The following is a 26,940-nucleotide window of genomic DNA, read 5'->3' as shown; positions in this document are numbered from 1 at the left end:
ATGAGACGTGAACCGGTGGACTCGATGCCGTACTGGTCGCGCACGACCGTGAGGAGGCACGCTGTCTCCTCCGCGACCGACCCTGGGGCGGTCAGCGAATGCCGACGTAGAAACGGGTTTGGTCGCTGCGGTGCAGCGCACGATAGGCCTCGAAGCGGGTCCGGTCGGACAGCCATGCCACGGACTCGATACCAAGGAGCGGGGTGGAGGTGGAGACCTCCAACAGAGCGGCGTCCTGCTCGTCGGGGAAGACCGCCTCGATCCACCGGTCCGCGCCGGAGGGTTCGAGACCGTAGCGCCGACGCAGTACGTCGTAGAGCGACTGGTTCTCCAGGACAGCCTTCTCCAGGCCGAGTGCCAGGCGCGCGGGGATGGCAGCGTCCACGAGCAGCCAGGGCTGACCGTCGACCCGCCTCAGCCTGCGCACCCGCACGACCTGCTCCCCGAGGGGGATGCGCAGGAGCGAGGCCTCCCGCTCGTCCGCCTCGCCCAGCTCCTGGCAGAGCGTCTGTGTGGTGACACGGCGCCCGGACTCGCGCAGATCGTCGGCGGATCCGGAGACCGACCCGACGAACCGCAGCTCGGTCTTGCGGGGGGACACGAAGGCTCCGCGTCCTTTGACCTTGTAGATCAGCCGCTGCTGCACCAGTTCACGCAGCGCTTCCCTGACCACGGTCCGTGAGACGCCGTAGAGGTCGGTGAGCTCAGCCTCGGAGGGCAGCGGCTGGTCCGGCCCGAGCTGCCCACTCTCGATCTGGGCCCGCAGCACCGTCATCAGTTGCATCCACAGCGGTTCGCCGGCGTCGCGGCTCAAGGTCTCGTGCGTCATCGTCAGATCTGCCTCCTCGGCAGTGGTGAGGGCATGTCTTTCCAAGCGTGCCAACAAATCAACCTGTCATGACAGATGGGCAATCGACATGATGCCTCGCCGCACATCTCTCCTGCTGACACTCGCTTCATAAGTGATCTAGATCACATTACCTACTCCACTCTGGCCAACCTGTCATCACAGGCCTGTAATGACATCACTCATCGAGCCGCGGTCGGGGACGGACCCTCGAACCGCCGCATCCTCACCTTCACCGTCAGGCTCGCTCCCAGGAGGCATCATGCGCATCCCCTCGACCTCGTGGCGCCGCATCGCGGCCGCTGCCTCACTCGCTACGGTGACCTTCCTGACCTCGGCGTGCGGCACAGGCACCGGATCGAACGGCGATGCTGCCGGGTCCGCCGCCAAGAGCGGCGACAAGCCGTTCATCGCCCTGAGCAACGGCTTCATCGGCAACGGATGGCGCCAGACCATGGTCGCCGCGTTCGAAGACGCCGCGAAGCAGGCCCAGGCAGACGGCCTGATCGGCAAGTACAAGGCCATCAACGCCCCCGGCGACAATTCGGCGACGGAGCAGATCGCCCAGATCAAGAGCCTGCTGCTGCAGAAGCCCGACGCGCTGCTCATCGACCCCTCCTCGCCCACTGCCCTCAAACCGGTCATCCAGCAGGCGTGCAACGCCGGCATCAAGGTGGTCGTCTTCGATTCCGCGATCGACGCGCCCTGCGCCCACGTCATCCAGAACAGCTTCACCGACTGGGCCACCCACGCGGCCAAGCCTCTCCTCGAAGGCATCGGCGGCAAGGGCAACGTCATCGTCAGCCGCGGCGTGGTGGGTTCCCAGCCCGAGGCCGAGATGCACAAGACCACACAGAAGATCCTCTCCGACTACCCGTCGGTGAAGACCGCCGCAACGGTCACCGGTATGTGCGACGGCGCCACCGCGCAGAAGGCCGTCCTCGGAGTGCTCTCCAGCGTGCCGAAGGTCGACGGCGTCATCGGCTGCGGCGACGGTTACGGCGTCGCCCAGGCCTTCACCTCTGCGGGCAAGGACGTCCCGGCCGTCACCTTCGAGACCAACGGCCGCGCGCTGAATTACTGGAAGGACAAGAAGATCGACAACGGGTCGGTCGCCGTCATGTCCGACCCCGGTCAGTCGGTGGCCGCCATGTGGGCGGCACTCGACCTGCTCGACGGCAAGAAGGTCCCCGAGCACATGACCCTGCCCATCGTCCTGGTGGAGCAGAAGGACCGCGACGCCTGGGCCTCCGTGCTCAAGCCCGACCAGTACGCGGCCTGGCCGTGGACGCGCGACCTCTTCCGTCAGCAGGTGGAAGCGGCCGAGAACGGCGGCAAGCCGGTCCAGCCGCCCGTCCCGACGGCTGCTGACTGACCGGACGACACATCAGGAGCGAGGCAGGCATGGACGTCGACAAGTTGCCGGCGGGACCGCACGCGGTCCCGCCGGGGGAGGGCCGATCCCCCTCCACCGCAGTGCCCGTGATCGTCGCCACGAACGTGAGCAAGACGTACGGCCGCACCCACGCCCTCGCCGGCACGAACCTCACGGTCCACGCCGGCGAAGTGCTCGGCCTGGTCGGCCACAACGGCGCGGGCAAGAGCACCCTCATGCGGGTCCTCGCCGGTCTCGAGGGCTGCGACGAGGGCGCGGTCACCGTGCTGGGCCGCGAGGTCCCCGCCGGAACACGCCCCCGGGAGCAGGACTTCCGCGGCGTCCGCATGGCGTACCAGGAGACCTCGCTCTGCCCCGACCTCACGGTCGCGGAGAACATCTGGCTCTCCTCGCGCCGCGGCCTCCCCCGGCTGCGGTGGCGGCGGGCCGCCACCGAGGCGGTGCGGCTGCGGCTCGACGAGATCTTCCCCGGCCACGGCATCTCGCCCCGCGACCGCGTCGAGGATCTCTCGATCGCCCAGCGGCAGATGGCAGAGATCGCCCGCGCCAGCCTGGCCTCGCCGCTGAACCTGCTCATCCTCGACGAGCCCACCGAGTCCCTCGGCCCGGACGCGGCCCAGTCCCTCTACGCCTACGTCCGCACGGTCACCGCCCGGGGTGGCTCGGTCCTGCTCATCTCGCACCGCATTCGTGAGGTCCTCTCCGTAGCCGACCGGGTGGCCGTGATGCGCGATGGCTCCGTCGTCGAGGACCTCCCGGCGCACGGCCTCGGCGAGGACGACGTGCTGCTCCTCATGGGCGCCGAGACCGCGGTGCGCGGCGCGGCCGGGGCGAACCCGCCGGCCGCGCCGCGGAACGCTTCCCGCGCCGACGCCCCCGTAGTGGCCGAACTGCGCGGGGCCACCGGCGCCGGACTGAACGGCGTCGGCCTGCGGATCGGGAAGGGCGAGGTCGTCGGCCTGGCCGGCCTGGCGGGCCAGGGCCAGCAGCAGGTACTCGAACGCCTGTGGCGCCCGGTACGCCGGGACACCGTGGTCCACGGAACCCGGGCCTATGTCCCGGGCGACCGGCAGCGTTCCGGGGTCCTGCCCCTGTGGACGGTGGCGGAGAACCTCACGATCTCGGCCATGCGCACCATCGCCCGTCACGGAATCCGCCGCCCCGTGCACGAAACCACCTTGGTCGGGGACTGGGTCCGGCGGCTGTCGATCCGCGGCGGCGCCGACGCCGCGATGACCGACCTCAGCGGCGGCAACCAGCAGAAGGTGATCGTGGCCCGGGCCTTTGCCTCCGCGGCGGACATGGTGCTGCTCGACGATCCCTTCAGGGGCGTGGACATCCACACCAAGACCGACCTGTACGGACTCATCCGCGCCGAGGCGGCCCAGGGCCGCAGCGTCGTCTGGTACTCCAGTGAGAACGCGGAGATGGCGCACTGCGACCGGGTCTACGTCTTCCGGGCCGGAAAGGTCGTCGCCGAACTGGTCGGCCCGGAGATTTCCGAGGAGCGGATCATCAGCGTCTCCTTCGCCGAAGGAGACCAGCCGCCCCCGGCCGCCGCCCTCGCGTCCGTGACCACCGAGCCGACCTCCACCCGCTCTGCGGCCGCCCCCGCAGCGGCCGGGAACTCCGCTGGAGAACACCGTCATGACTGATGCCCTCACGTCGGCGCTGCCGACCAGAGCCGGAGTGCGCAGGACCGCACCGGCAGCGGTCAGCACCATCGCCCTGGCCGCCATGGTCGTCCTCTGCGCGTCCCTCCAGCCGGACGTCCTGACCGTCCCCGGCTTCTCCCTCGTCCTGTCCGTGGCCGTCCCCCTGATCTTCGCGGCCCAGGCCCAGATGATCCTCATGTCCATCGGGGACATCGACCTCGGCATAGGCTCCTTCGTCGGCCTGGTCACCGTCATCGCCGCGACCGAACTGGTTTCCTCCCCGCTGCTCGGCACGCTGATCCTGCTCGCCCTCATCGCCGGCTACGCCGTCCTGGGCGCGCTCATCCACCTGCGCCGGGTCCCCGCACTCATCGCGACACTGGGTGCTTCCTTCGTCTGGCTGGGCCTCGGACTGTTCGTCCTGCCCACCCCCGGCGGCACCACCCCGGAGTGGCTGGCCTCCTTCGGCGCCTGGCAGCCCACGGGCTTCCCCGCCCCCCTGCTGCCGATCCTCGCCGTCGCCCTGCTCGTGTACCTCATGAGCGCCCGCAGCACCCTGGGCGTCCGCATCCGCGCCCTGGGCAGCAACCCCACGGCTCTCGAACGCGCCGGGCTGAGCCCGCTGTCCTCCCGGGTCGCCGCCTACACGGCCGCCGGCGCCCTCGGCGTGCTGTCCGGCCTTCTCCTCTCTTCCCAGACAGGCGGCGGAGACGTCTCCTCGGCCTCCAGCTACACCCTGATCACCGTCGCGGCGGTGATCCTCGGTGGCGGTTCGTTCCGCGGCGGCAGCGTCGTGCCGTGGGGCGTCGCCATCGGCGGGATGGCCCTCGGCCTGGTCAGCGTGACCCTCAGCCTCCTCGACGTGGCGACGAACCTCCAGTCGGCTGTCCAGGGCGGCATCGTCCTGGCCGTCCTCGCCGGCCGGGCCCTGATCGGAAGGGTGCTGCGATGAACACTCCCCGTAACCTGCTCTCGCGCCCCTGGATCTGGGGGTTCGTGGCAGCCCTGCTCGTCTGGGCCGTCATCATGGCGGTCTCCGGCCAGGGCGGCGGCCAAACGGTCTCCCTGGCACTCTCCCTCGCCCCCTACCTCGTCCTCGTCGGCCTCGGCCAGATGCTCGTCGTCACCGCCGGCCCCGGCAACATAGACGTATCCGTCGGACCGGTCATCTCGCTCGCCGGATTCGTCTCCGTCGGCACCTCCTCCGCCACCGGCTCGGTCGTCCTCGGCATTCTCGCCGGCCTCGCCACCGGCCTCGTCGTCGCGGCCGTCAGCTCGGTCGCGATTCTCGGACTCTCCGTCCCCCCGATCATCGCCACCCTGGCGTCCGGGCTGGTGGCCTCCTCCGCCACCCTGGTCATCGCCGACGGCTTCACCGCCCTGCCCGACCCCGGCCTGCGCCACCTGCTCAACCTGCGCCCCCTGGGTGTCCCGCTGCTGGCCATCGTTGTCGCAGCCCTGACCGTCCTGGCGGTCCTGCTTCTGCGCGGCACCACCTACGGTCGGTCCCTCACCGCGATCGGCCAGAACACGCGCGCCGCCGAGCGTGCCGGCCTTCCCGTCGTCCGGATCACCGCCCTCACCTACCTGGCGAGCGGCGTCCTGGCCGGACTGGCCGGCTCCCTGCTCGCCACCTACATCGCCCCCACGCCCGACCTCGGCACCCGCTACCTGCTCGACTCGATCGCGGTGGTCGTCATCGGCGGCACGCTCATCTCCGGCGGCCGCGCGGTACCCGCCGGCGTCTGGGGCGGAGCGCTCTTCTTCATCCTGCTGGACGGCCTGGTCAACCTCGTCGGCTGGAGCACCGCCGCACAGAACCTCCTCAAGGGCTGCCTCGTCCTCTTCGTCCTTTTCCTCGCGGGCGGCGGAAGCCGCCGACCCGGCGCCGCACCCGCCCGCCCCACACGTCGGCCGTCCACCACGGCCGCACTCCCCACTCCCGCCAATACAGGAGGAACCACCCATGGCTGACACCGACGGCCTGCTCGAGGCCCGCGACTTCACCGGGCCCGCCGCCACCGCCGGCGCCTTCCACGTCAAGGGCGCGCAGGCCCAGGACTGGGGCTTGCAGAACCGGCTCTCCCGCATCTTCCGCCGCGACACCGGCCGCACCGTGATGCTGGCCTTCGACCACGGCTACTTCCTCGGCCCGATGGCCGGCCTGGAACGCCTCGACACCGGCATCGCCCCGCTCGTCCCCGACGCGGACGCGATCATGATGACCCGCGGCGCGCTGCGCACCAGCATCCCCCCGCACACCGACGCGGGCATCGTCCTGCGCGCCAGCGGCGGACCCAGCGTCCTGCGCGACCTCTCCGACGAGCACATCGCCCTGGACATCGAGGACGCGGTCCGGCTCAACGCGGCCGCCCTCGCCATCCAGGTCTTCATCGGCTCCGAGAACGAGTCCCGCTCGGTGCGCAACCTCGCCGCCCTGGTGGACGCCGGCCAGCGTCACGGCGTCGCCGTCCTCGGTGTCACCGCGGTCGGCAAGGACATGGTCCGGGACGCCAGGTACTTCCGCCTCGCCACTCGCATCAGCGCCGAGATGGGCGCGCACGTCGTCAAGACCTACTACGTCGAGGAGGGTTTCGAGACCGTCACGGCCAGCTGCCCGGTGCCGATCATCGTGGCCGGCGGCAAGAAGCTGCCCGAACTGGACGCCCTCACCATGGCCTACCGCTCCATCCAGGAGGGTGCCGCCGGCGTCGACATGGGCCGGAACATCTTCCAGAGCGAGCACCCTGCTGCCATGCTCGCCGCCGTCCGGGCCGTCGTGCACGACGATGCCAAGCCCGAGGAGGCCTACGAGCTGTTCCGGGACCGCGCCGCCGCGTCCGCCTGACCCTGCACGAGCGCCGGTCCCGGCTCCGCCTACCGGGACCGGCGCCCCCACCTCCGGGAGCCCCCATGTCGCACCACCAGTCCGGCGAGGATGTCGTCGACCTCGCCATCGTCGGAGCCGGAATCAACGGGCTGGCCATCGCCCGCGACGCCGCCGCCCGCGGCCTGCGCGTCGTCGTCGTGGACCGTGCCGACGCCGGATCCGGCACCTCGGCCACCTCCAGCAGGCTTATCCACGGCGGCCTCAAGTACCTCGAACGCTACGACTTCACACTGGTCCACGAATCCGTCCGGGAACGGCATCTGCTCTTCCGCAACGCCCCGCACCTCGTCCGTGACTACCCCATGCTCATCCCGTTCTACGCCGGGAACAGCAGGCCGGGCCCCCTCCTCCGGCTCGGTGTCGCCGTCTTCGACGCCCTGGCCGCCGGCCGAGGCCGTGGTCGCGGTCGCGGCGTCTCCAACCGCCGGATGGCCATGCGCTGGCCGCATCTGGAGCAGAAGGGCCTGCGCGGCGGCGTACTCTTCAACGACGCCCAGGTTCCCTGGGCCGAGCGGCTCTGTATCGAACTACTCCTCGATGCCCGCCACCTCGGCGCCCGGCTCCTCACCCACACCACCGTCACCGGGCTCCTCCGCTCCGGGGACCGCGTCACCGGCATCAGGACCCGCGAGAACCGCTCCGGCCACGAGCGGGAGATCCGCGCCCACCTCACCGTGAACGCCGCCGGCCCGTGGATCGACCGCGTCCTCGACGGCCAGATCGTCTCCAAGCGGCTCAACGGTGGCACCAAGGGCAGCCATCTCATCGTCGACCCGTTCCCCGGAGCCCCCAGCACCTGCATCTTCTTCGAGGCCGCCGCCGACCGGCGCCCGATCTTCGTCCTCCCCTGGGAAGGCCGCTACATGCTGGGCAGCACGGACCTGACCTACGAGGGTGACCTCGACGAGGTCGTCACCGATCAGTCGGAGATCGACTACCTGCTCGCCGAGACCAACCGGATCTTCCCCGGCGCCGGCCTCACCCCTGACGACGTGGTCTACACCGTGGCCGGCGTCCGTCCGCTGCCCTACGCCGCCGACGTCACGGACAACGCCAAGATCAGCCGGGGCCACACCGTCCTCGACCACGGTCCCGCCCACCCCGGCCTGTTCTCCATCATCGGCGGGAAGCTCACCACCCACCGGGCACTTGCCGAGGATGTCACCGATGCCGCTCTGAAGGCCCTCGGCCGCGCGCCTCGCCGCTGCACCACCCGCACCCGCCCGCTGCCCGGCGCCGACACCTCCGACTACGCGGCATTCCGCGAGGAGTTCATGCACGGCTCTCCCCTCTCCGCCGCGCAGCGCGGCCGGCTGCTCGACATCTACGGCGTGCGGGCCCGGCGCGTGCTCGCCCTCGCCGAGGAGGACCCCGCCCTCCTCGACGTCGTCGACGAGGAGTCCGGCGCTGTCGCCGCCGAGGTGGTTCTCGCCGTCAACGAGGAGGGGGCCGCCACCCTGGGCGACATCCTGCTCCGGCGTACCCTCATCGGACTGGGAAGCGACATGGGACGTGGCGCGGCCCCCCGCTGCGCCCGCATCGCCGCCCCCCACCTGGGCTGGGACGAGCACCGCGTCCAGGAGGAGATCGCCGCCTACGACGAGGAGCTGCGGCCCTTCCGCCCCCGCTCCCTGCGGACCCCGGCAGCCCCCGAGTCCCAGGAGAGGAGCATGTTGTGAGTACCTGCTACATAGGCGTCGACGTCGGACTCACCGCCTCGAAGGCCGCCGCGTTCGACACGGAGGGCCGCGAACTCCACGTCGTCACCGCCAGGACACCACGCACCTGCGTCACCCCCCACCGCCACGACGTGGACATGGAAGCCCTCGCGGACACTGTGCTCTCACTTCTGGGCGAGCTCGCGGCGAAGCTCGCAGCCGACGGTCGGACCCCCGCCGGTATCGGCGTGGCCGCGCACGGCAACGGTCTCTACCCCGTCGACGCCGGCCTGCGGCCCGTCGGCCCCGCCATCGCCTCCTCCGACAGCAGAGCCCAGCGGATCGTGGACACCCTCGCTCCCGAGGACTCCGCCCGGCTGGCCGCGGAGACCGGGTCCATCCCCTGGGCCGCCCAACCCGCCGTTCTGCTCCGCTGGCTGCACGATCACGAGCCGGAGGCATACCGGGCCACCCGGTGGGTGCTGTCCTGCAAGGACTGGGTGACCTCCCAGCTCACCGGCATCGCCAGCGCCGACTACAGCGACGCGAGCGCCTTCGGCATGGTCGCTCTCGACAGCCGTCGTTACACCACCACCGCGCTGGAGCTGGTCGGCCTGCCCGCCGACGACCTGCGACGCTTCCCCCCGTTGCGGCCCTCCGGCGAGGTGGTCGCCGGGCTGACGCCGCAGGCCGCCGCCCGCACCGGCCTGCCCGAGGGGCTGCCGGTCATCGCGGGAGCCATGGACTGCGTGGCCGGGACGCTGGGCGCCGGCGGCTGCGACCTCGGCGACGTCACCGTCATCGTGGGCACCTGGGCGATCAACGGCGTCATCGTCCCCGCGGGCACCCCTGCACCCAAGGTGACCCTCAGCGCCCTGATGCCGGATCCCACCAGGATGCTCGCCATGGAGGTCGCCCCGACATCGGCCGCCAATCTGGACTGGCTCGCCTCCGCCGCGGTCCCCCACGGTGCGTCTGGCGGAGTACCGCCGGCGGAGCTGCTGCGGGAAGCCGCCGCGGTCCCGCCGGGCGCGGACGGCCTGGTCTTCCTGCCGTTCGTCAACGGCGCGCCTGAGCACCCCGCGGCCTCGGGCACCTTCCTCGGCATCTCCGGCATGCACCGCCGCGGCCACCTCGGCCGCGCTGTCATCGAGGGCATCGCCCAGTACCATCGCGTCCAGGTCGAACGAGTCCTGGTGAGCGGCGCCGAGATCGGCCACCGCCCGTGGCGTATCGCCGGAGGCGGCGCGCGCTCCGAACTCTGGGCGCAGGTCTTTGCCGATGTGCTGGGCCACCCGGTCCGCCGCCAACTGACCAGCGAGCTGGGCGCCCGCGGCGTCGCCTCCCTGCTGCCCGCCGCCGTGGGCCACGACATCGCACCGTGGTCGGTGGACGATACCGACGACCTCTGCGTCAGCCCCGGGCCCGACCGCGCGGTCTACCTCCGCCAGGCCGAGCTCTTCGACCGGTGCCTCGCCTCCGTGGCGACCGCCTGGACGGATGTCGAGCAGTACCGGACCACCACCGGGTAGCGCCCTGGCTCCCTCCTCCGCCGGCCGGCGGAGGAGGGAGCCACCGACCGGACGCCAGGGGAGACGGGCTGCCGCAGCGGTGGCACTCCGGCAACCCGTCGGGCGATCACTCGTAGCTCAGGCCGAAGCCGTAGGCGTAGGCGTAGGCGTAGGCGTAGGCGTAGGCGTCGCCCGCCGCGTTCTCGTATTCGGTCTCACCGGCCAGTTGCGACACCTGCTCGTCGTCCGCCCGGGGTGCGCACAGGGTGACCAGCTCCGACACGCCCAGCGCACGGGACACGGTGGCCGGCGAGACCCCTGCGGCCTTCGCCACGTCCCGGATCGTTGTTGGCACTCGACCCTCCGATCTGCGCGGGAGGAGCCTGAAATCCTTTGTAGCGCCGGGTCAACATGTGTGCCGCAGAAATTTCATACAGCTTTGAAGCTCCTGGAGTTCCCCCAGGTCAGCGAGGTCTCATAGGCGCCGCCCGGCCAACCCCGAAGAGCTGCAAACCTTTTCATCGCGTTTCATCCGTTTCACGGCCCGGCGCAAACCCGTGGGGCCCGACGCACCCCGGGACCCCACAGGCGGACATACGCCGGCAGGCCCTACGTCACGGCAGCTCCCCCCGGCTGCGCGCGTTGGCGTACGCGGTCGCCGCGCGCAGCCGCTCGGCGGGCGTCGCCTGCCGCACCTCGACCGGCTCGGCGTCCCACTCCCGGCCGCCGCCGTACGGTCTCAGCTGAATGTAGGGCCCCTCATGTCCCATCACGATGCCGACTCTCTCGGTCCGGGTGTCCACGACGTACACACCGACCGGCGGCTTCATCGCGCTGCCACGGCCATCGCGGCCGCGAGCCGCCGTGCGGTCTCCACGGAACACCGCCCCAGGTCGACCAGCGGACAGGGCGCCTCCCGCGCAAGACTCACCGGGTCCAGCCCCAGTGACGGCAGAGCAATTCCGGTCTTCGCGAGTAATACCCGCAATTCTTTCACCACGTCCTCCGCTTCTTCGACGCAGAGCGCCGAGTGCCGTTCCTTCACCCTGGTCCCCTTCTCTTCGGCTTTCATGCTTCTTGTCCTTAAGGTGCCCTTCGGAACCTACACTCGGAAGAGGTTTGCGCCCTACAAGTAACGGGCTGCGCAAAGGGGTTGAGAAAGGGATCAGCAATGGCCAACGGTTCACGCCAAGCGGCATGGGAGTTCTTCGGCACGGAACTGAAGCGACGCCGGGAGGAGTCGGGGTTCACACAGGTGGAGCTGGGGGCGCGGGTGTTCGTGTCGGGGGGCTACATCGGCCAATTCGAACAGGCTATCCGCAAGCCCCAATTGGACGTGGCCCAGCGGATCGACGAGACCCTGCAAACCGACGGTATTTTCGAGCGGCTGTGCAGGAAGCTGATCGACGACCGCCGGTATGCGGATTACTTCGCGGAGGTCGTGGAGCTGGAGAGGCTGGCGACGAAGGTCTGCGAGTTCGCGCCCACACTGGTGCCTGGGCTCCTCCAGACAGCGGCTTACGCCCAAGCCGTAACCGTGGCGGCCAACCCGTTTGTCACCGACGAGTATCTCGCGGAAACAGTCACGGCTCGCTTGGAACGGGCACGCATTCTCAATGACGCAACACGCCCCGAGTATTGGGTCGTTCTGCACGAGAATGCCCTGCGCGTGCCAGTGGGTGGCCGGGAAGCCATGGCCGAACAGCTGAAACACATCGCGCGGCTGATGCGTGAGCGTCACGTGGTGATGGCAGTGCTGCCGTGCACGGAGGGGGCCCACCCATCCATGGGCGGGATGCTGACGCTCATGGACTTCGACGACGCACCGCCCATCGCCTATACAGAGACCTCGTTTTCAGGAACGTTGGTCGATGACCCAGCCGTGGTGAAGCGGGCACAGCGCGCATACGATCTACTCAGGGTCGCCGCGCTGTCGACGGAGGCGTCCCTGACCCTGGTCGAATCGGCGGCGGAGGACTTCAGGCTATGCGCGAGTACGACCTGAGCAACGCGCAGTGGCGTAAGAGCAGTCACAGCAACGGCGAGGGCGGCAGCTGCGTCGAGGTCGCCTACGACTTCCCCGGCGCCGCCTGCTGGCGCAAGAGCACGTACAGCGGCGGCGACGGCGGAGAGGCCTGCGTCACGGTCGCGGACGGAGTCCCCGGCATCGTCCCCGTCCGGGACAGCAAAGTGACCGCCGGCCCCGTGCTGGTGATCGACGCGGCGGCCTGGACGGAGTTCGTAGGTGCCGTCGCCGAAGGGCGTTCCGCCCAGGAGTAAACCCCTGGGGCGGGGTCGTGCGCGTGGTGCGGGTGGTGCGCGTGTACGACCTGTGAGGATGCTGCGCAGTTATACGGTTACAGAGTGATTCACGCCTTAGCGGGTATACCGAGGGAAGCGTGCGCATATGTCACATCCATTCATGCCGTGAGGCGCTCCCGCATCCGCTCCGTTCCTCCCAACTTCCGCTTTTCCGCTGGACAGTTGGTCCGACCGGAGGATGACCTGGCTATGACGCCGTTGGCGTGACGTTTCGGCGAGGCGACTCCCGTGGCAGGCTCCGAGGCGGTCTCCTGTGAGGTAGAACCGCGATTCTTTGGAGACCGACGTGACCGCCACCTCGTACGAGTACGGCCCCCACCACACCTACGTCGACCCGTACGCCTTCGACGGGAGCGCCTACGGCGACTTCCCGATCGCGCCGCCGCATCCGCCGGAGCGGCTGGGCATCGCGATCGATCCGCAGGACCGGCGCAGGCTGGAACTCCACGCGGCCCTGACCGCCGCCGGTATCCCGCCGCTCCCCGAGGACCGCGAGGCCATCGACCGGCTCAGCGCCCTGCCCGGCAACATCAACGACACGATCCAGCGCTGGCTGCAGCACGCCCTCTGACGCGAGGCGAGGCCAGGCGAAACGAGGCGTACGGGAGGGCGTGGCATCCGTTCCCTCCGTCACTGCGTTCCCGGTGCTACCAGCCCCGACTCGTAGGCCACCATCACCAGTTGGGCCCGGTCGCGGGCCGCGAGTTTGCCCTTGATCCGGCTGACGTGGGTCTTCGCCGTGAGCGGGCCCAGCCCCAACGCCTCGGCGATCTCGGTGTTGTTGAGCCCGCCCGCGACCAGCGCGAACGCCTCCCGCCCCTGTTACTCCTCAGGGAGTAACAGGGGCGTGGGCGGGGCGGCGGCTCAGGTGCGGTCGACCATCCAGGTGCCGTCCTCCTCGTCGTCGACCCGCACCTCCAGTTCGCGGATGCTCATACCCGCCTCCCAGAGCTTCCGGAAGCGCTTCATCTGCATCTGGACGTGGTCCTGATCCGCGATGAGCCGGGTTCTGACGTTGACGTCGCGCAGGTCCTGCTCGATCTCGAAGGACACTTCCTCGTCGTAGACGATGAAGTCGTTGGCGGTGCCGCGCTGGATGTGCGGCGGCAGTTCGGGCAGCACGGCCACGCGCACCTCGATGCGCAGCGCCTCCTGCTCGTCGCACAGCCGCAGCAGCCGGTCGTCGAGTTCATGGGCGCTCTCCAGCAGGAACAGCCGCCGTACGGGCACCCCGTGCTCCTCGATCGCCTGCTTCTGCGCGTCGAGGTAGCGGCCGGCGGGCTCGCTGTTCCAGAACTCCCGGTCGACGGACGTACTGATGGCGCAGATCGACTGCTCCGCGACGTGGGTGAGGCTGAGCATCCAGTCGTGGTTCTCCCCGTGGCTCTCCACGCTCAGCCGGGTGAGCGCCGACATGTGCCCGATCACCCGCTGCATCTCCGACCGGATGAAGGAGTAGAGGAGCGGGGATCCGGGCGCCAGGACGTCGGCGAAACGCTGGGCCAGTTCGGGGATGCCCTCCATGCGGACCCGGTCCAGCGGCGGGTAGGGCTGCGGGGGCCGGTCCAGCTGGGCGAAGCGGTTCTCGACCAGCTGCTTCATGTCCTCGGTGTGCCGGCTCAGACCGGTCCGCATCTCCTCGGTGTGCCGGCTCAGACCGGTCCTCAGGGCGTCGTCGTACCGCTGGAGACCCTCCCGCACGGTGTTCTCCACCTCGGCGGCGGTCCCGGTCAGGGTGCGCTCGGCCCACTTCTCCCGTTCCCGCCTGTACCTGTCCTGCCTCTCCCTCGTCTGCCACTCCCGCGCCTCGCGGTCCGGGCCGAGGATGTACTGGACGGCCACGACGGCACCGGCGCAGAGCGCGGCGGCGGCGAGCTGCCGCCCCGTACCGGCGTCCGGGGCCAGCAGCGCGGCGACGCCCCAGGCGAGGAGGCCGAGGACCGGGCCGACCAGCAGCCGGCGCTTCCCCGCGAACGCGGCCGGACCCGGCCACTTGCCCGGCTCGTCGGGCGCATCGCGTGCGTCGGGCGCGTCGGGCGCGTCGGGCGCGTCGGGCGCGTCGGGCGCGTCCGCCGAAGGGGGTAACAGTGGGGCGCCCGGGTCGCCCGGCGGTCCCGCCTGCGTGGGAATCGCCGTGCCGGGTTCGGGCTGGGTGCCCTCGGACTCAGATGATGGTGCCGTGCTCATCTCGCTCTTCCCCCCGTTGGGATACGCATCGGATCGGGGTGCGGAAATGTGCTTGGGGCCGGGTCCGGCGGTTGCCCGGTGTCCGGTCAGGGACCCATGTCCGCCTCCCGGTGGGGAAACGGGATCGCGTGCAGGGTGAGCTGGTCGCGGATGCGCTGCACGAGGGTCTGCCACTGCCGGGTGAAGCCGGGCCGTTCCTCCAGCGCGTCCCAGAGCGGCGCCAGGTCCTGCGCCACCCGGGCCCGCGGCATCCACAGGTGCAGCAGATGGTCGACGGCGGGCCGCAGCGCCCTGACCACGGCGGGAAGCTCCTCGCCCGTTCCCGGGCGCTGCCTCGGCCGCTGCCGGGCCGGCGGTGTCCCGGCCGCCCCGGCTCCGGCCCCCAGCCGGATGCCGTCGAGGATGCGGACCACGGTGGTGAGCAGCCAGTCGTGCAGGGCGAGGTCGTCGCAGAGTCCGGCGACCCCCTCGCTGGGGGTGCCCTCGGGCACCCGGAGCCGTACCGTGCGCAACTCGTCCTCGGCGAGGGTGAACCGCTCGATCGACGGGCCGTCGCCCGGGTCCGCGGGCAGGGCCACCCAGCGGAGCCGGGTGGGGCGGGACCTGAGGGGCGGCCGGTGGTCGAGCAGGGGGTGGCGCAGCAGCCTGGTGTGCAGTCCGTCCGCGATCAGGCCGACGTCGAGATCGCCGTGCCGCCCGCCGTTCAGCACGCCCTCGGCCACCGCCTCGTGGGGCAGCTTCCCGAACGGCTCGACCACGCCGGGCCGTACCAGGTAGTGGCCCCACGGCCGCCGGTGGTCGGGACCGGTGGCGGGCACCTTGAAGTACGCGGAGGACTGGAGCAGGCGTCCCTCGGTGAGCACGGCCCGTGCGGCGACCGTGCCGACGGCGCGGACCCGGGCGCCGTTGGCGCTGGGCAGGGGGCAGTCGACGCCGGTGAGGGTGTCGGGCGAGCGTCCGTAGAGGTTGGGGCGCTCGGAGAGGAGGACGCGTTCGTCGGCGCGCAGTCCGAGGAGCTGGGCGGCGGCCCGGCTGTCGAGGGCCTGCAGGGCCGGCAGCAGCGAGGTGCGGACCTCGCCGCAGGCGAGCACGACACGCGGTGCGGTCTTCGCCGGCCCCATGTCACGGCCCCGCGTAGAAGACGTAGGAGACGCGGTCGGCGACCGAGTCGGGGACGGTCACCTTCTCGCCGGCGGACCGGCGGGCGGCCTGGCCCAGCGCTTCGGGGTCCACCTCGGTCTGGTCGAGGATGACGCGGACGGCGTGCTCGACCGGCAGGAACCGGTTGGGCACCACCGAGCAGGTGCGGTAGGCAGCGAACGGGTCGGCCCGCGGGTTGAGCCGGATCAGCGGGGGCAGTTCGTCCCAGTCGTCGGGGAAGCCGTCGGCGGTGTGCGGCTGGGGCGTCAGGACGGCCTCGCCCTCGGTGCGCAGCAGGCCGAGGCGGGCGAGCTGCCACACCGCGGCGAGGAAGGGGCAGGACCAGGTGCGCTGTCCGTCGGGCGCGTCGCTCCAGAGTTCGACGTCCAGGAAGACGGAGTGCCGGCGGGACGCGGTCTCCTTGGGCGGCTGCCAGACGGCGGCCTTCTTCATCGCCTGCGGGGCACGCGCGACGGGGCTGCGCTCACCGTTGGCCAGCCAGCCGGTCTGCGCGGCCGGCGGGCGCAGGCCGTAGCTGCCGGGCGGTGGTTCCTCGACGAGCCGGCCGGCCACCGCCTCCGCGACGGGCACCTTGCCGGCGACCGCGCAGCCGGACTCGCGGGCCAGGTAGTCGACGGCCAGCCCGGCCCGGTTCGCCTCCGCCAGCAGCAGCGGGACGAGTTCGGCGGGGCTGGAGAACTGGGTGAAGTAGTCGTCGATGAGGAAGCAGGTGCTGATCCGGGGGCGTTTGCCGCCCGTCTGGGCGGCCGCCGCGGCCCGCGCCGCGTCCGCCCAGGGCCGTACCTGCGCGAAGTGCCGCCGCAGGTGCTGCGGACCGGCCTCGAAGTCCTCCATGTAGAGGTGGCCCAGCTCCAGGGAGAGGTGGGACAGCGGCACCGCCTGGGTGCGCGGTTCGGCGGTGGTCTCGCGGAACACTGCGTCCGTCATGGCCGCCCCCAGCAGGAGTCGTCGGTCAGGCGTCGTGCGATCTCCTCCAGCGCCTCGAGCGTCTCCTTGTTGGCGATCTGGGTGGAGAGCACGTCCTCTTCGGTGATCAGCTGCTCGCGCCACTGCAGGACGGGTTCCAGCGGTACGGCGCCGAGCACCACGCTGTCGCCGATGCGGTGCTCCGAGGCGAGCCGGCGCAGGGCGTCGTCGCAGGACTGCATCCAGGCCGCCTGGGCGGGCGAACCCTGCGCCCACAGCGGTGAGTCGGGGTCGGGCACGGCGGCCCGTACGAACCGGATGGCGCCGCGCAGGGCCTCCTCGTCGTGCCCGCGGTCGACGCCGCCCCTGATGATGCCGTGTTCCTTGTGGACCAGTCCGGCGGCGGCGATCACGTGCTGCCGGGTCCAGCGGTGGAAGACGAGCCAGCGGAAGGGGACGTAGCGCATCCGGGGGTGGGCGGTCGCCGCCAGGACCATGTCCACGGCGTAGCTGCGTCCGGCGCTGAGGTCCACCACGGTCAGGTCGAACTCGCCGTTCAGCCTGAGCAGGAGGTCGACGCACCGGTCGAGGGTCTCCTCGCCGATGACGAACTCACCGCCGCCGGCGTCGCCGGGTAACAGGGTCAGGCGGCCGGACTGGTTGGGCCGGGTGTGCAGCTGGGGGTGCTCGGTCTGGCGCCAGACGTCGATCCTGGCCGGTTCGGGGACCTCGCCCTCCAGGTAGGAGTGCAGGCCCCGTTCCGCGATGCCGCGCATCGCGCCCGGTACGTCGAAGACGGCGGCGGCCGTGGGCGAGCCGAAGTCGAAGTCCACGTACGCCACGTGGTCACCGGTGAGGGCGCGTTGATAGGCCAGGTTGGCGCTGGTGACCGAACGGCCCGTGCCTCCCTTGTCGGAGGCGGCGAAGACGAGCACGGCTCACATCTCCTCTGCGGCGGCACCGCGGGCCTGGGCCAGGGTGTCGAGCTCCCGGAGCACGGGCAGGGCGAGTGCGAACGCGGTGGCGGGCTGCTCGTCGACCAGGTCGCGTGCGTGGTCCAGGCGGTTCTCGATGCTCCGCATGGCCCGTCCCCGGCTGCCGTCGGCGGTGACGGAGGCCTCCAGCTGTTCCTTGCCGAACAGGTGGGCGGCCTCGCTGAGCAGTTCGCGGGCCAGTTCGGCGAGTTCGGGGCTGCGGATGGGCCGCTGCTCGTACAGGCCGCGGGCGGCGACCAGGCACTCGGTGATGCGCTCGGTGATGCTCCAGGAGAGGCGCAGGCCGAGGGCCGCGTCCGGGAAGACGGCTGCCGCGTTGTCCCAGAGGCCGGCTCCGTCACCCTCCTCGATCCGCCGGTCCCACAGGTGCTCGAAGGTCTGCTCGCCCAGGCGGATCAGGCGGTCCTGCGCCTCGATGTTCCGGGAGAGTGCCGCGAGCTGGATGATCCGCTTGAGCAGCTGGGCGGAGAAGTCGGTCATCCGCCACTCCAACGGCGCGCCGGACCGCTCGGACCCGGCGAGCGGCATGGTGACCCCCGGGTGGTGCAGCCGGACGGTGGGGTCGTCCCTGGTCATCCGGCTGGTGACGCGGCCTCTGTCGGCGAGGCGTTCCATGATGGCGACGGTGCGGGTGAGGTCGTCGTCGGTCGCCTTCCGGCGGATCAGGTCGTGGACGAGGATGGCCGCCACGGTGAGGGAGAAGTACTCCGACTCCAGCCGCAGACCGGTGGTCTGCCAGGGAAGGTCCTCCAGGGGCCAGCGCTCGGTGCCGAAGCGGGCGATGGCCGACCAGTACTGCTGGCTGAGTTCCCAGCGCAGGCGTAACGCCTCGGCGAGCTTCTGCTGGTCCTCGTCGAGCAGCCCCAGGGTGAGGGTGCGCTCGGAGAACAGGTCCTGGATGCCGTCCAGGGCGACGACGGTGAAGTACACGTAGGGCAGCCGGTCGGCGATGCCGTCGGGCTGGCCGTTGACCTGGACGTCCAGGTCGACGACGGTCGGCGCGTCCTTCACCACGCCCCAGGCCCAGCCGCACTCGAAGAGCTGGCTCTCGTCCCGGATGCTCTCGTCGACCTCGATGCCGCGGCTGAGGCTTTCGATGATCGTGGCGCGCAGCGGGCGGAACCTGCGGGAGAACTGCTGGAGCACGGCCCGGTCGGACTGCTTGTTCTGCCCGATGACCTGGATCAGCCGCCGGCCCTGCTCGGACTCGGCGTCGAAGACGTTGACGGTGAAGGAGCGCAACAGGCTGACCATCGCGGCGGTCAGTCTGGCGTTGGTCGCGTCTCTCAGTTCACCGAGCGTCCTGCGCACCTCGGGCCGGGTGGTGTTCTCCTCGTAGACCTTGAGGAATCCCAGGGTGGCCAGGCACAGCGTGACGGACATCGAGTAGGCGTCGACGACGCCCAACTGGGTTTGTTCGTGGGTGAGTTTCTGCTTCGGATCGGCCGGCCTGAAGTAGTGCCCGCCGGAGAAGGTGGGGCTGTCGTCCGGCCCGGTGTGGGTGCGCATGAACTGGGACAGGACGGTGATCAGATTGGGCGGGATCTCGAGCCGGCTGCCGACCCGCTCCAGCGCGCGCAGGACGTCCCGCTCGGTGGTGTCCGGTTGGTCGAGCCGGAACGCGGGAACCTCGGTGGCGGGGTACAGCAGGCAGAGCAGCCGCTCCGCGTCCGCGACGGCGCTCAGCCCGTCGGTGTCTCCCCAGACGAGCTTTCCGTCGTCGAACGAATGGCGGGCCGCGGCCTGCCAGATGTCCAGCAGATGCTGCCGTGGCTTGATCTGCATCCCCGCACCCCTCGTACAGATCTGGTTGCCCTGTGTTCAGACATGGTCCCCGTTCCTAGGGGACCGCAATCTCCGAATTGCGCCGTCCCAGGGCAAGGATGATTCCCTCGTGACCCGGCCGCACCATGTGGTGCAGATCGTGGATCTCCAGCTCGGAGGTGAAGGGCTCCAGGCTCTCGCGGACCCGGCCCTCGTTCACCCGGTAGGCCGGATAGCGGTGTTCGCCGACCTGGTAGCCGACCGACTCCTTCATGAACGCGGCGGCGAAAGGAGCCCCTTCGGTCAGCGCGTCCATGAAGCACCGTACGCCCCGCAGGAATTCGTCGGGGCACTCGGACATCGAGTCCGCGACGAAGAACATCGTCCCGATGTCCCAGCGCCGCTGTCCGTCGAGGTCGAGCAGGTTGGCCCGCTCCACGCGGACGATCTCGCCGAACCGGGCCTTCGGTTCGACGGCGGCGTAGGCGGGGGCTTCGCTCAGCTCGTTCCAGAACGCGTCCCAGGCCGCGTCGTAGCCCTTGGGCAGCGTCTGCCGCTCCAGGTACTCGACGTTCGGCTGCGCGTACTCGAGCAGGACGATCTTCTCGCACCACGGGAGCATGGCCAGGCCCGGGTACAGGTTCGCGCCCGCGCCGACGTCGACACCTCGCATCGGGTCCGGGACGCCCGCGGCGAAGCACCTGCTGAAGTAGTCGCGCATCAATCGCACGATCAGCAGGTCGACTTCGAGCGGGGTGCGGTAGTTGAGGTCGACGTACACCTCGGGATCGAACTGCGCCCACGGCGCGTCGGCGTTGCGATCCATCATCACCCTGTCGTTTCCCATCAGTGTCGGACAAGACCCTGTGCCCTGTACTCATGTCCTCGCGGACATCGGCAGGCGAAACGACATCTGCCGGTATCCGCACGGTAATACCGACACGAAACACGCAGAGAGATGGAATTCAAGCCAGTCCCCAACGAACAGGCGCACGACAGGCGCACGTCAGCACTTCGCCGACAAACCCGAACTAGCCCTTGATCACAGCGAGTTGGAGGATCACTGTAGCGAGGTGAAGCCGCCGGCCGCTACCGGGATCCCACTTCCTTAGGGTGAACCGCGCCTGGGCCGCCGTGTTGACGTCCGCGCATCCCGAACGTCCCGACTGGGGGTGGCATGACCGCCGAGCCGCTGGAGCACGCCCTGGACCGCCGTGGGTATCTCAGGGAACCGGACCCGTTCCCCGACCCGCGGTCCCTGGTCCTGCGGACGGCACAGGAATCCGACCTGCCCGAGCTTCGGCGGCTCGACGAGGCGGTCTTCCAGGAGGTCGCGTACCCCGCCTTCCTGTTGCGCCAGCTCTACGAGATGTACGCCGAGCATCTCCTGGTCCTCGACGACGGCGAGGGACGCCTGCGCGGCTACGTCCTGGCCGCGACCACGGCGCTCAGCCGGGAGAGCTGGATCCTCGGCCTGTGCGTGGCCGAGGAGCGCCGCCGCCACGGACTGGGCCGGGAGCTGATGGTGGAGGTTCTGGCACGGCTGTGTGACAGCGGCATCGAACAGGTCCGCCTGACGGTGGAGCCCGCCAACCGCGCGGCGATCCTGCTCTACCGTTCTCTGGGCTTTCGCCCGGAGCAGCCCGAGGCGGGGCTGCGCCGGGACTACTTCGGCCCCGGTCAGGACCGCCTGATCATGCACCTCGGACTCACCGGATTCCACTGAGCCGGGAGCCGGGCCGGCCCCCGGGAGGGCAAGGACTCCCCGGGAGGGCAAGCACTCCCGGGGTCAGGACTCCCGGGGAGTCAGGACGGTGTCCGTGCCGCCGTCAGCAGGCGGGTCACGTCGGTCGCGCAGATGGTGAGGGCGGCGCCGATGGTGGACAGCGTGTCGCGTTCGGCGGGGGTGTAGGGGCCGTCGGCGAGGGCGATGCGGGCCCCCTGGAGGAAGATCGATTCGCGGCCCGCGGCGGCGAGGTGCGGGGCCAGCGGGTCCAGGGCCTCGTGCAGTTCGATGGCGAGGCCCGCCGCGCAGGGCTCGCCGGTGAAGCGGCCGGTGTCGGCGGCCAGCGCCTCGACGAGGGCCGCCAGCCGGTCCTGGGTGCAGTCGTCGAAGCCGGCCGCGCGGACGGCGGCCACGGCGGTCTCCAGGGGGGCGCGCGCGCTGGTGCCGCCCGCGGCCAGCACCGCGAGGGCGACGGTGTGCACGGCGTCGCGGAGCATCGCGGAGAAGCGGGTGGTGGTGGGGTGGTCCAGGACGTCGGTGCCGAAGTGGTGGCGGCAGGCGGCGCATTCGACGACCGGGCCGGTCGTACCGCGGGGCAGCAGGGGCACGCCGAGGAGGGCGAAGCGGCGCCGTCCGGTCAGCCGCTGGTAGTTGCGGTCGCCGCCGCAGCCGGGGCAGAAGAACTCACCGTCGCCGACGGCCGTCCACGCGGTCCGGGTGCCCAGCAGGCACGAAAGTCTGGCGACAGCGGCACGGCCGTCGGGTCCCCGTCCTGGCAGCACGTCGCACCTCCGCATCGCCCGGCTTCATCGCCGTGCCCCGTGATGTTAGCCACATCGGTGAGGCTGAGTCAGCACTTCGGACGAGACCTTTCCGTGACCTCCACCGGATGTGGCCGGTAAATGACGGAACCCCGCCCGCCAAAAGTGGCGGGCGGGGCCGTCGAACCCCTCGAAGCGGCTGTTCAGCGGGCCGCCCGGTTGACGGCCGAGACGACCGCCTGCAGCGAGGCGCGGGTGGTGTTCGCGTCGATTCCGATGCCCCACAGAACCTTGTCGCCGACGGCGCACTCGATGTACGAGGCGGCCTGCGCGGAGGCGCCCTCGCTCATCGTGTGCTCCTGGTAGTCGAGCAGGCGCACGTCGATGCCGATGGACTGCAGGGCGTCGAAGAACGCGGAGATCGGTCCGTTGCCGCTGCCGGTCAGCACGGTGTCGACGCCGTCGACGGCGGCCTCGACGGTGAGTGTGTCGATGTCGTCCCGGTCGGTGGTGGACTGGCCCTTCTTGACCTGGATACGGCCCCAGGGGTTGTCCGGATTGGGCAGGTACTCGTCCTGGAACACCGACCAGATGTCGGCCGGGGTGACCTCGCCGCCCTCAGCGTCCGTCTTGGCCTGGATGATCTTCGAGAACTCGATCTGCATCCGGCGGGGCAGGTCCAGCTTGTGGTCGTTCTTCAGGACGTAGGCGATACCGCCCTTGCCGGACTGCGAGTTGACGCGGATGACGGCCTCGTAGGAGCGGCCGACGTCCTTGGGGTCGATGGGCAGGTACGGCACCGCCCACTCGAGGTCGTCGACGGTGACGCCCTTGGCCTTCGCGTCGGCCTCCATGGCGTCGAAGCCCTTCTTGATGGCGTCCTGGTGGGAGCCGGAGAAGGACGTGTAGACCAGGTCCCCCACGTACGGGTGGCGCGGGTGGACGTCCATCTGGTTGCAGTACTCCCACGTACGACGGATCTCGTCGATGTCGGAGAAGTCGATCTGCGGGTCGACGCCCTGGGAGAACAGGTTCATGCCCAGGGTGACCAGGTCGACGTTGCCGGTGCGCTCGCCCTGCCCGAACAGACAGCCCTCGACGCGGTCGGCGCCGGCCATCAGGGACAGCTCGGCGGCGGCCACGGCCGTACCGCGGTCGTTGTGCGGGTGGATGGACAGGCAGACGTGCTCGCGGCGGGACAGGTTGCGGCCCATCCACTCGAAGCGGTCGGCGTGCGTGGACGGCGTGGATCGCTCCACCGTGGCCGGCAGGTTCAGGATGATCTCGCGGCCCGGACCCGGCTGGTAGACGTCCATCACCGCCTCGCAGACCTCCAGCGCGAAGTCCAGCTCGGTGTCGGTGAAGATCTCGGGGCTGTACTGGTAGCCGAAGTGCGTCTCGGGGCCCAGCAGCTTCTCCGCGTACTCCACGACCAGGCGGGTGCCGTCGACGGCGATCTGCTTGATCTCGTCCTTGGAACCGCGGAAGACGACCCGGCGGAAGACCGGCGCGGTCGCGTTGTACAGGTGAACGGTGGCGCGGTGGGCGCCCTTCAGGGACTCGACCGTCCGCTCGATCAGGTCCTCGCGGGCCTGGGTCAGTACGGAGATCGTGACGTCCTCGGGGATCGCGCCCTCTTCCTCGATGATCGAGCGCACGAAGTCGAAGTCGGTCTGGCCGGAGGCCGGGAAACCGACCTCGATCTCCTTGTAGCCCATCGTGACCAGCAGGTCGAACATCGCGCGCTTGCGGGCGGGCGACATGGGGTCGATCAGGGACTGGTTGCCGTCGCGCAGGTCGGTGGAGAGCCAGCGGGGGGCGGTGGTGATCCGCTTTTGGGGCCAGGTGCGGTCGGGGATGTCGACCTGCTCGTAGCGGCCGTACTTGTGGATCGGCATGGAACTGGGCTGCTGGCGGTTGGCCATGGTGCGTGGGCTCCTCGATGGTCCGCGGTCATCCGGTGGGGATCCATCCGGTGGGATCCGGAAGGGGCGGCCGACGGCGCAGCACCGAACTCCGCGGGGAGGGAGTCGGCCTCGACTACAGGCCCTCGCCGCGGCAGCTAAGGAGAAGCAGCCCGAAACGCATGATGTTTCGCAGCTTAACCGAGACGCGCTCCCGTGCGGGGGTCCGTATCAGTATGCGGGACCAGAGGGAGGAACGGGGCAAAAAGTGCCGCATACCACTCAGAGGTGTCTCAATGCAGGGATTGACAGCACATTTCACCCATCGCGACTGAGGATATGGTTGCCGATAGTGACATTTGCGTGACGCAGTGCAAGGGTGCGGGGCATGACGACCAACGGGGGCTTCCAGCCCGTCTTCTGCACCATCGTCCCGCCGCACGTCCTGGACCGGCTCGCGCAGGCCGAGGACCCCGCGCTCGCCGGCCCCGCCCGCCGCACCCTCCAGCGCGACGCCTACGAGCGCACCCAGCGCCGCCTGACCACGGTGGTCGGTGCCGCGGCCGTCGCGCCCCTCGCCGGGGCCGAGCCGGGCAAGCCGCACCGGACGCTCCACGACGCCCGGCACCGCACCGTGCTGCCGGGGGCGAAGGTCCGCGGGGAGGGCGAAAAGCCCGGCAAGGACGCCACCGTCAACCGCGCCTACGCGGGCCTCGGCGCCACCTTCGAGCTCTTCCTCAAGGCCTTCTCCCGCGACTCGATCGACGGCTCGGGCCTGCCGCTGGTCGCGACCGTGCACTACGACCGCGACTACAACAACGCCTTCTGGAACGGCGAGCAGATGGTGTTCGGCGACGGAGACGGCGAGATCTTCCTCGACTTCACCCTCCCCATCGACGTCATCGGCCACGAACTCGCGCACGGCGTCACGCAGTACACCGCCAACCTGGCCTACTTCGGCCAGTCCGGCGCGCTCAACGAGTCGGTGTCGGACGTCTTCGGCTCCCTCATCAAGCAGTACACCCTGGGCCAGACCGCCGCCGACGCCGACTGGCTGATCGGCGCCGGGCTGCTCGCCCCGCGGGTGACGGGGGTGGCGCTGCGCTCGATGAAGGAGCCGGGCACGGCGTACGACGACGACGTCCTCGGCAAGGACCCGCAGCCGGCCACGATGGACGACTACGTCCACACCGGCCGGGACAACGGCGGCGTCCACATCAACTCCGGCATCCCCAACCACGCCTTCTACCTGGCGGCCACCACCCTCGGCGGGCACGCCTGGGAGCGGGCGGGGCAGGTCTGGTACGACGTGCTGACCGGCGGCGAGCTGGCCGAGGACGCACAGTTCACGGACTTCGCGACGCTGACGGTGAAGGCGGCGCGGGAGCGGTTCGGGGAGGGCGAGGAGCTGCTGGCGGTGTCGAAGGCGTGGGAGCGGGTGGGAGTGCCGACGCTGTGACGCCGGGGTGGCCCGGAGTGCCGCCGGGAGCGCCCGGAGTACCGCCGGGGTGGGCGGCACGCCCGTTCTCGTACTAGACAGGGACCATGCGAATTCAGGTGCTGCGTACGGGTGGCTTCGCGGGGATCGAGCGGCAGGCCGAGGTGGACACCTCGGGCCGGACCGACGCCGGCGAGTGGCACGCCCTGGCCGAACGGGCCGTCACCGCCGGCCGGGGCACACCACCGGCCGGGGTCCCGGACGGCTTCAGCTACCGGATCACGGTGGACGGGAGGTCGGTGTACTGCGCCGACCCCCGGCTGACCGAGGAACAGCGCGCGCTGATCAGCAGAGTGCTCAAGGAGGGTGCTTAACCACCCTTTTCCGTAAGGCTGTTGGCCGTCAGCGCCCGCACGGGCACCGGCGGTCCCGTTCCCCGCAGGGGCGTTGACTTCCCTCGCCGCCGGTGCGGATGATCCACCCCATGGCGACGACGAACCCGACCCCCCGCTTCCCGGAAGGCTTCCTGTGGGGCGTGTCGACCTCGGCGCACCAGATCGAGGGCGCGGTGGACGCACGCGAACCGTCCGTGTGGGACGTGTTCACGGCCGAGCCGGGCCGGGTGCGGGACGGTTCGACGGCGGCGGTGGCCTGCGACCACGTGCACCGGCACCGTGAGGACGTGGCACTCCTGGCCGGCCTGGGCGTGGACGCGTACCGCTTCTCCGTCTCCTGGCCCCGGGTGCGTGCGCGGGGCGGCCTGGACTTCTACGACCGCTTGGTCGACGACCTGTGCGCGGCGGGCGTACGGCCGGTGCCGACGCTGTTCCACTGGGATCTGCCGGCCGGTCTGGACTGGCTGGAACGCGGCACCGCGGAGCGGTTCGCGGAGTACGTCGGCGAGGTCGCCGGCCGGCTCGGCGACCGCGTGGAGCGCTGGATCACCCTCAACGAACCCGCCGAACACACCCTGCTCGGCCATGCGCTGGGCGTCCACGCCCCTGGCCGAAGGCTGCTCTTCGACGCGTTGCCGGTGGCGCACCACCAGCTCCTCGCGCACGGGCTGGCGGTACGCGCCCTGCGCGCGGCAGGCGCTGGTGACATCGGGATCGCCAACTCCCACGGCCCGACCTGGCCGGCCTCCCCCGACCCGGCGGACGTGGCGGCGGCGGACTTCTACGACACGCTCCTGAACCGCCTGTTCGCCGACCCCGTGCTGCTCGGCCGCTACCCGGACGGCCTCGGCGACCTGATGCCGGGCGACGTCGAGGCGGACCTGAGGATCATCGCGGAGCCGGTCGACTGGTACGGCGTCAACTACTACGCGCCGACCCGGGTGGGCGCCCCTCAGGGGACGGAGATCGACTTCGGCGGTGTCCGGATGCCGGCCGAACTTCCCTTCTCCGTAAGGGTGATCGAGGGGTACCCGGTGACGGACTTCGGCTGGCCGGTGGTCCCCGAGGCCCTGACCGAACTCCTCACCGCCTTCCACGCCCGCTACGGCGACCGGCTCCCCCCGGTCGTCATCACCGAGAACGGCTGCTCCTACGAGGGCGTCGACGACCAGGCCCGCATCACCTACCTCGACGGCCACATCCGTGCCCTGCACCGGGCGCTGGAGGCGGGCGTGGACGTACGCGGCTACTTCGTGTGGTCCCTGATGGACAACTTCGAGTGGGCGGAGGGCTACGCCCGCCGCTTCGGCCTGGTCCACGTGGACTTCGAGACCCAGCGGCGCACACCGAAGTCGTCCTACGGCTGGCTGCGGGAGATGCTGCGCGAGCAGCACCGGCGCCGGAGCCCGTCCGACACCTGATCC

At 70.5% G+C, this 26,940-nt stretch carries 26 protein-coding genes and 1 pseudogene; 14 read left to right on the top strand and 13 right to left on the bottom strand.

Translation table 11 applies throughout. From position 1 onward, the window contains the following. Window positions 1-91: 91 nt before the first annotated feature. Window positions 92-829, bottom strand: a complete 738-nt coding sequence (locus tag ACFPZI_RS35930; protein WP_381371352.1) for a GntR family transcriptional regulator — start codon at window positions 827-829, stop codon at window positions 92-94. Between the two features lie 280 nt (window positions 830-1,109). Here ACFPZI_RS35930 and ACFPZI_RS35925 point away from each other — a divergent pair, with 280 nt between their 5' ends. The 7 genes from ACFPZI_RS35925 to ACFPZI_RS35895 all read left to right on the top strand — a co-directional run bounded on the left by ACFPZI_RS35925 (window position 1,110) and on the right by ACFPZI_RS35895 (window position 9,978). After that, window positions 1,110-2,222 carry an ABC transporter substrate-binding protein gene (locus ACFPZI_RS35925; RefSeq protein WP_381371351.1) on the top strand — a complete coding sequence of 371 codons (1,113 nt, stop codon included), beginning with the start codon at window positions 1,110-1,112 and terminating at the stop codon, window positions 2,220-2,222. 29 nt (window positions 2,223-2,251) lie between these two features. After that, entirely contained in the window at window positions 2,252-3,898 is a 1,647-nt protein-coding gene (locus ACFPZI_RS35920; RefSeq protein WP_381371350.1) for a sugar ABC transporter ATP-binding protein, read from the top strand. Then, window positions 3,891-4,850, top strand: a complete 960-nt coding sequence (locus ACFPZI_RS35915) for an ABC transporter permease (protein ID WP_381371349.1) — start codon at window positions 3,891-3,893, stop codon at window positions 4,848-4,850. The genes ACFPZI_RS35920 and ACFPZI_RS35915 overlap by 8 nt, the downstream gene beginning before the upstream one ends. Further along, window positions 4,847-5,872 (top strand): ABC transporter permease, encoded by a 1,026-nt coding sequence (locus ACFPZI_RS35910; protein WP_381371348.1) that lies wholly within the window; start codon window positions 4,847-4,849, stop codon window positions 5,870-5,872. Before ACFPZI_RS35915 ends, ACFPZI_RS35910 begins: the two co-directional genes overlap by 4 nt. Then, on the top strand, window positions 5,865-6,746 hold the full coding sequence (gene lsrF, locus ACFPZI_RS35905; protein WP_381371347.1) for a 3-hydroxy-5-phosphonooxypentane-2,4-dione thiolase: 882 nt from the start codon (window positions 5,865-5,867) through the stop codon (window positions 6,744-6,746). Before ACFPZI_RS35910 ends, lsrF begins: the two co-directional genes overlap by 8 nt. 65 nt (window positions 6,747-6,811) lie before the next feature. Beyond that, window positions 6,812-8,467, top strand: coding sequence for a glycerol-3-phosphate dehydrogenase/oxidase (locus ACFPZI_RS35900; RefSeq protein ID WP_381371346.1), 1,656 nt, complete (start codon window positions 6,812-6,814; stop codon window positions 8,465-8,467). Continuing rightward, the gene (locus ACFPZI_RS35895) at window positions 8,464-9,978 is read left to right on the top strand and encodes an FGGY-family carbohydrate kinase (protein WP_381371345.1); all 1,515 of its coding nucleotides are present in this window, start codon (window positions 8,464-8,466) and stop codon (window positions 9,976-9,978) included. Before ACFPZI_RS35900 ends, ACFPZI_RS35895 begins: the two co-directional genes overlap by 4 nt. A 106-nt stretch (window positions 9,979-10,084) precedes the next feature. On the opposite strand, the gene ACFPZI_RS35890 is transcribed toward ACFPZI_RS35895, so the two are convergent. The 3 genes from ACFPZI_RS35890 to ACFPZI_RS35880 all read right to left on the bottom strand — a co-directional run bounded on the left by ACFPZI_RS35890 (window position 10,085) and on the right by ACFPZI_RS35880 (window position 11,029). After that, window positions 10,085-10,291: a helix-turn-helix domain-containing protein gene (locus ACFPZI_RS35890; protein WP_465269198.1), complete on the bottom strand. Its 207-nt coding sequence runs from the start codon at window positions 10,289-10,291 to the stop codon at window positions 10,085-10,087. Window positions 10,292-10,571: 280 nt separating this feature from the next. Further along, window positions 10,572-10,787 carry a hypothetical protein gene (locus ACFPZI_RS35885; protein WP_332427478.1) on the bottom strand — a complete coding sequence of 72 codons (216 nt, stop codon included), beginning with the start codon at window positions 10,785-10,787 and terminating at the stop codon, window positions 10,572-10,574. Further along, window positions 10,784-11,029 (bottom strand): hypothetical protein, encoded by a 246-nt coding sequence (locus tag ACFPZI_RS35880; RefSeq protein ID WP_381371343.1) that lies wholly within the window; start codon window positions 11,027-11,029, stop codon window positions 10,784-10,786. Before ACFPZI_RS35880 ends, ACFPZI_RS35885 begins: the two co-directional genes overlap by 4 nt. A 99-nt stretch (window positions 11,030-11,128) precedes the next feature. On the opposite strand from ACFPZI_RS35880, the gene ACFPZI_RS35875 reads away from it, so the two are divergent. The 3 genes from ACFPZI_RS35875 (at window position 11,129) to ACFPZI_RS35865 (ending at window position 12,850) form a co-directional block, all read left to right on the top strand. After that, window positions 11,129-11,962 (top strand): helix-turn-helix domain-containing protein, encoded by an 834-nt coding sequence (locus tag ACFPZI_RS35875; protein WP_381371342.1) that lies wholly within the window; start codon window positions 11,129-11,131, stop codon window positions 11,960-11,962. Further along, window positions 11,944-12,237: a DUF397 domain-containing protein gene (locus ACFPZI_RS35870; protein WP_381371341.1), complete on the top strand. Its 294-nt coding sequence runs from the start codon at window positions 11,944-11,946 to the stop codon at window positions 12,235-12,237. Before ACFPZI_RS35875 ends, ACFPZI_RS35870 begins: the two co-directional genes overlap by 19 nt. Before the next feature lie 328 nt (window positions 12,238-12,565). Then, the gene (locus ACFPZI_RS35865) at window positions 12,566-12,850 is read left to right on the top strand and encodes a hypothetical protein (protein WP_055627471.1); all 285 of its coding nucleotides are present in this window, start codon (window positions 12,566-12,568) and stop codon (window positions 12,848-12,850) included. Window positions 12,851-12,909: 59 nt separating this feature from the next. On the opposite strand, the pseudogene ACFPZI_RS35860 reads toward ACFPZI_RS35865, so the two are convergent. The 7 genes and pseudogenes from ACFPZI_RS35860 to ACFPZI_RS35830 form a co-directional block, all read right to left on the bottom strand. After that, window positions 12,910-13,095, bottom strand: a pseudogene (locus ACFPZI_RS35860) (response regulator transcription factor); the annotation flags it as partial. A 48-nt stretch (window positions 13,096-13,143) separates the two neighbouring features. Further along, window positions 13,144-14,466, bottom strand: a complete 1,323-nt coding sequence (locus ACFPZI_RS35855) for a hypothetical protein (RefSeq protein WP_381371340.1) — start codon at window positions 14,464-14,466, stop codon at window positions 13,144-13,146. Between the two features lie 86 nt (window positions 14,467-14,552). Next, the gene (locus ACFPZI_RS35850; protein WP_381371339.1) at window positions 14,553-15,587 is read right to left on the bottom strand and encodes an SCO2521 family protein; all 1,035 of its coding nucleotides are present in this window, start codon (window positions 15,585-15,587) and stop codon (window positions 14,553-14,555) included. 1 nt (window position 15,588) lies between these two features. Next, the gene (locus ACFPZI_RS35845) at window positions 15,589-16,554 is read right to left on the bottom strand and encodes an SCO2522 family protein (protein WP_381371338.1); all 966 of its coding nucleotides are present in this window, start codon (window positions 16,552-16,554) and stop codon (window positions 15,589-15,591) included. Further along, on the bottom strand, window positions 16,551-17,468 hold the full coding sequence (locus tag ACFPZI_RS35840; protein WP_381371337.1) for an SCO2523 family variant P-loop protein: 918 nt from the start codon (window positions 17,466-17,468) through the stop codon (window positions 16,551-16,553). The genes ACFPZI_RS35845 and ACFPZI_RS35840 overlap by 4 nt, the downstream gene beginning before the upstream one ends. A gap of 3 nt (window positions 17,469-17,471) precedes the next feature. Beyond that, window positions 17,472-19,313, bottom strand: a complete 1,842-nt coding sequence (locus tag ACFPZI_RS35835; protein ID WP_381371336.1) for an SCO2524 family protein — start codon at window positions 19,311-19,313, stop codon at window positions 17,472-17,474. A gap of 55 nt (window positions 19,314-19,368) precedes the next feature. Beyond that, window positions 19,369-20,121, bottom strand: a complete 753-nt coding sequence (locus ACFPZI_RS35830; protein ID WP_381371335.1) for an SCO2525 family SAM-dependent methyltransferase — start codon at window positions 20,119-20,121, stop codon at window positions 19,369-19,371. A 348-nt stretch (window positions 20,122-20,469) separates the two neighbouring features. On the opposite strand from ACFPZI_RS35830, the gene ACFPZI_RS35825 reads away from it, so the two are divergent. Then, window positions 20,470-21,018 carry a GNAT family N-acetyltransferase gene (locus tag ACFPZI_RS35825; RefSeq protein WP_381371334.1) on the top strand — a complete coding sequence of 183 codons (549 nt, stop codon included), beginning with the start codon at window positions 20,470-20,472 and terminating at the stop codon, window positions 21,016-21,018. Between the two features lie 80 nt (window positions 21,019-21,098). Here the strand turns inward: ACFPZI_RS35825 and ACFPZI_RS35820 are convergent, their stop codons facing one another. Together ACFPZI_RS35820 and leuA are read right to left on the bottom strand one after the other, a co-directional pair. After that, window positions 21,099-21,800: a TerB family tellurite resistance protein gene (locus tag ACFPZI_RS35820; protein WP_381371333.1), complete on the bottom strand. Its 702-nt coding sequence runs from the start codon at window positions 21,798-21,800 to the stop codon at window positions 21,099-21,101. A gap of 182 nt (window positions 21,801-21,982) precedes the next feature. Further along, window positions 21,983-23,704 (bottom strand): 2-isopropylmalate synthase, encoded by a 1,722-nt coding sequence (gene leuA / locus ACFPZI_RS35815; protein ID WP_381371332.1) that lies wholly within the window; start codon window positions 23,702-23,704, stop codon window positions 21,983-21,985. 367 nt (window positions 23,705-24,071) lie between these two features. Here leuA and ACFPZI_RS35810 point away from each other — a divergent pair, with 367 nt between their 5' ends. The 3 genes from ACFPZI_RS35810 (at window position 24,072) to ACFPZI_RS35800 (ending at window position 26,937) form a co-directional block, all read left to right on the top strand. After that, window positions 24,072-25,142: a M4 family metallopeptidase gene (locus ACFPZI_RS35810; protein WP_381371331.1), complete on the top strand. Its 1,071-nt coding sequence runs from the start codon at window positions 24,072-24,074 to the stop codon at window positions 25,140-25,142. Between the two features lie 86 nt (window positions 25,143-25,228). Beyond that, entirely contained in the window at window positions 25,229-25,495 is a 267-nt protein-coding gene (locus tag ACFPZI_RS35805) for a protealysin inhibitor emfourin (RefSeq protein ID WP_381371330.1), read from the top strand. Window positions 25,496-25,605: 110 nt separating this feature from the next. Beyond that, window positions 25,606-26,937, top strand: a complete 1,332-nt coding sequence (locus ACFPZI_RS35800; RefSeq protein ID WP_381371329.1) for a GH1 family beta-glucosidase — start codon at window positions 25,606-25,608, stop codon at window positions 26,935-26,937. Window positions 26,938-26,940: the final 3 nt, after the last annotated feature.

The sequence above is a fragment of the Streptomyces chlorus genome, assembly GCF_042655885.1.
In the GTDB taxonomy this organism is placed as follows: Bacteria; Actinomycetota; Actinomycetes; order Streptomycetales; family Streptomycetaceae; genus Streptomyces; species Streptomyces chlorus.
Note: the sequence above shows the minus strand (reverse complement) of the source record. Positions and strands in the feature narration are given on the sequence as shown.

What these genes read in the sequence shown, in the direction of transcription:
- ACFPZI_RS35930 (WP_381371352.1), bottom strand. Translation starts at nt 829, where the DNA reads ATGACGCACGAGACCTTGAGCCGCGACGCCGGCGAACCGCTGTGGATG.
- ACFPZI_RS35925 (WP_381371351.1), top strand. Translation starts at nt 1,110, where the DNA reads ATGCGCATCCCCTCGACCTCGTGGCGCCGCATCGCGGCCGCTGCCTCA.
- ACFPZI_RS35920 (WP_381371350.1), top strand. Translation starts at nt 2,252, where the DNA reads ATGGACGTCGACAAGTTGCCGGCGGGACCGCACGCGGTCCCGCCGGGG.
- ACFPZI_RS35915 (WP_381371349.1), top strand. Translation starts at nt 3,891, where the DNA reads ATGACTGATGCCCTCACGTCGGCGCTGCCGACCAGAGCCGGAGTGCGC.
- ACFPZI_RS35910 (WP_381371348.1), top strand. Translation starts at nt 4,847, where the DNA reads ATGAACACTCCCCGTAACCTGCTCTCGCGCCCCTGGATCTGGGGGTTC.
- lsrF (WP_381371347.1), top strand. Translation starts at nt 5,865, where the DNA reads ATGGCTGACACCGACGGCCTGCTCGAGGCCCGCGACTTCACCGGGCCC.
- ACFPZI_RS35900 (WP_381371346.1), top strand. Translation starts at nt 6,812, where the DNA reads ATGTCGCACCACCAGTCCGGCGAGGATGTCGTCGACCTCGCCATCGTC.
- ACFPZI_RS35885 (WP_332427478.1), bottom strand. Translation starts at nt 10,787, where the DNA reads ATGAAGCCGCCGGTCGGTGTGTACGTCGTGGACACCCGGACCGAGAGA.
- ACFPZI_RS35880 (WP_381371343.1), bottom strand. Translation starts at nt 11,029, where the DNA reads ATGAAAGCCGAAGAGAAGGGGACCAGGGTGAAGGAACGGCACTCGGCG.
- ACFPZI_RS35875 (WP_381371342.1), top strand. Translation starts at nt 11,129, where the DNA reads ATGGCCAACGGTTCACGCCAAGCGGCATGGGAGTTCTTCGGCACGGAA.
- ACFPZI_RS35870 (WP_381371341.1), top strand. Translation starts at nt 11,944, where the DNA reads ATGCGCGAGTACGACCTGAGCAACGCGCAGTGGCGTAAGAGCAGTCAC.
- ACFPZI_RS35855 (WP_381371340.1), bottom strand. Translation starts at nt 14,466, where the DNA reads ATGAGCACGGCACCATCATCTGAGTCCGAGGGCACCCAGCCCGAACCC.
- ACFPZI_RS35850 (WP_381371339.1), bottom strand. Translation starts at nt 15,587, where the DNA reads ATGGGGCCGGCGAAGACCGCACCGCGTGTCGTGCTCGCCTGCGGCGAG.
- ACFPZI_RS35845 (WP_381371338.1), bottom strand. Translation starts at nt 16,554, where the DNA reads ATGACGGACGCAGTGTTCCGCGAGACCACCGCCGAACCGCGCACCCAG.
- ACFPZI_RS35835 (WP_381371336.1), bottom strand. Translation starts at nt 19,313, where the DNA reads ATGCAGATCAAGCCACGGCAGCATCTGCTGGACATCTGGCAGGCCGCG.
- ACFPZI_RS35830 (WP_381371335.1), bottom strand. Translation starts at nt 20,121, where the DNA reads ATGATGGATCGCAACGCCGACGCGCCGTGGGCGCAGTTCGATCCCGAG.
- ACFPZI_RS35825 (WP_381371334.1), top strand. Translation starts at nt 20,470, where the DNA reads ATGACCGCCGAGCCGCTGGAGCACGCCCTGGACCGCCGTGGGTATCTC.
- leuA (WP_381371332.1), bottom strand. Translation starts at nt 23,704, where the DNA reads ATGGCCAACCGCCAGCAGCCCAGTTCCATGCCGATCCACAAGTACGGC.
- ACFPZI_RS35810 (WP_381371331.1), top strand. Translation starts at nt 24,072, where the DNA reads ATGACGACCAACGGGGGCTTCCAGCCCGTCTTCTGCACCATCGTCCCG.
- ACFPZI_RS35805 (WP_381371330.1), top strand. Translation starts at nt 25,229, where the DNA reads ATGCGAATTCAGGTGCTGCGTACGGGTGGCTTCGCGGGGATCGAGCGG.
- ACFPZI_RS35800 (WP_381371329.1), top strand. Translation starts at nt 25,606, where the DNA reads ATGGCGACGACGAACCCGACCCCCCGCTTCCCGGAAGGCTTCCTGTGG.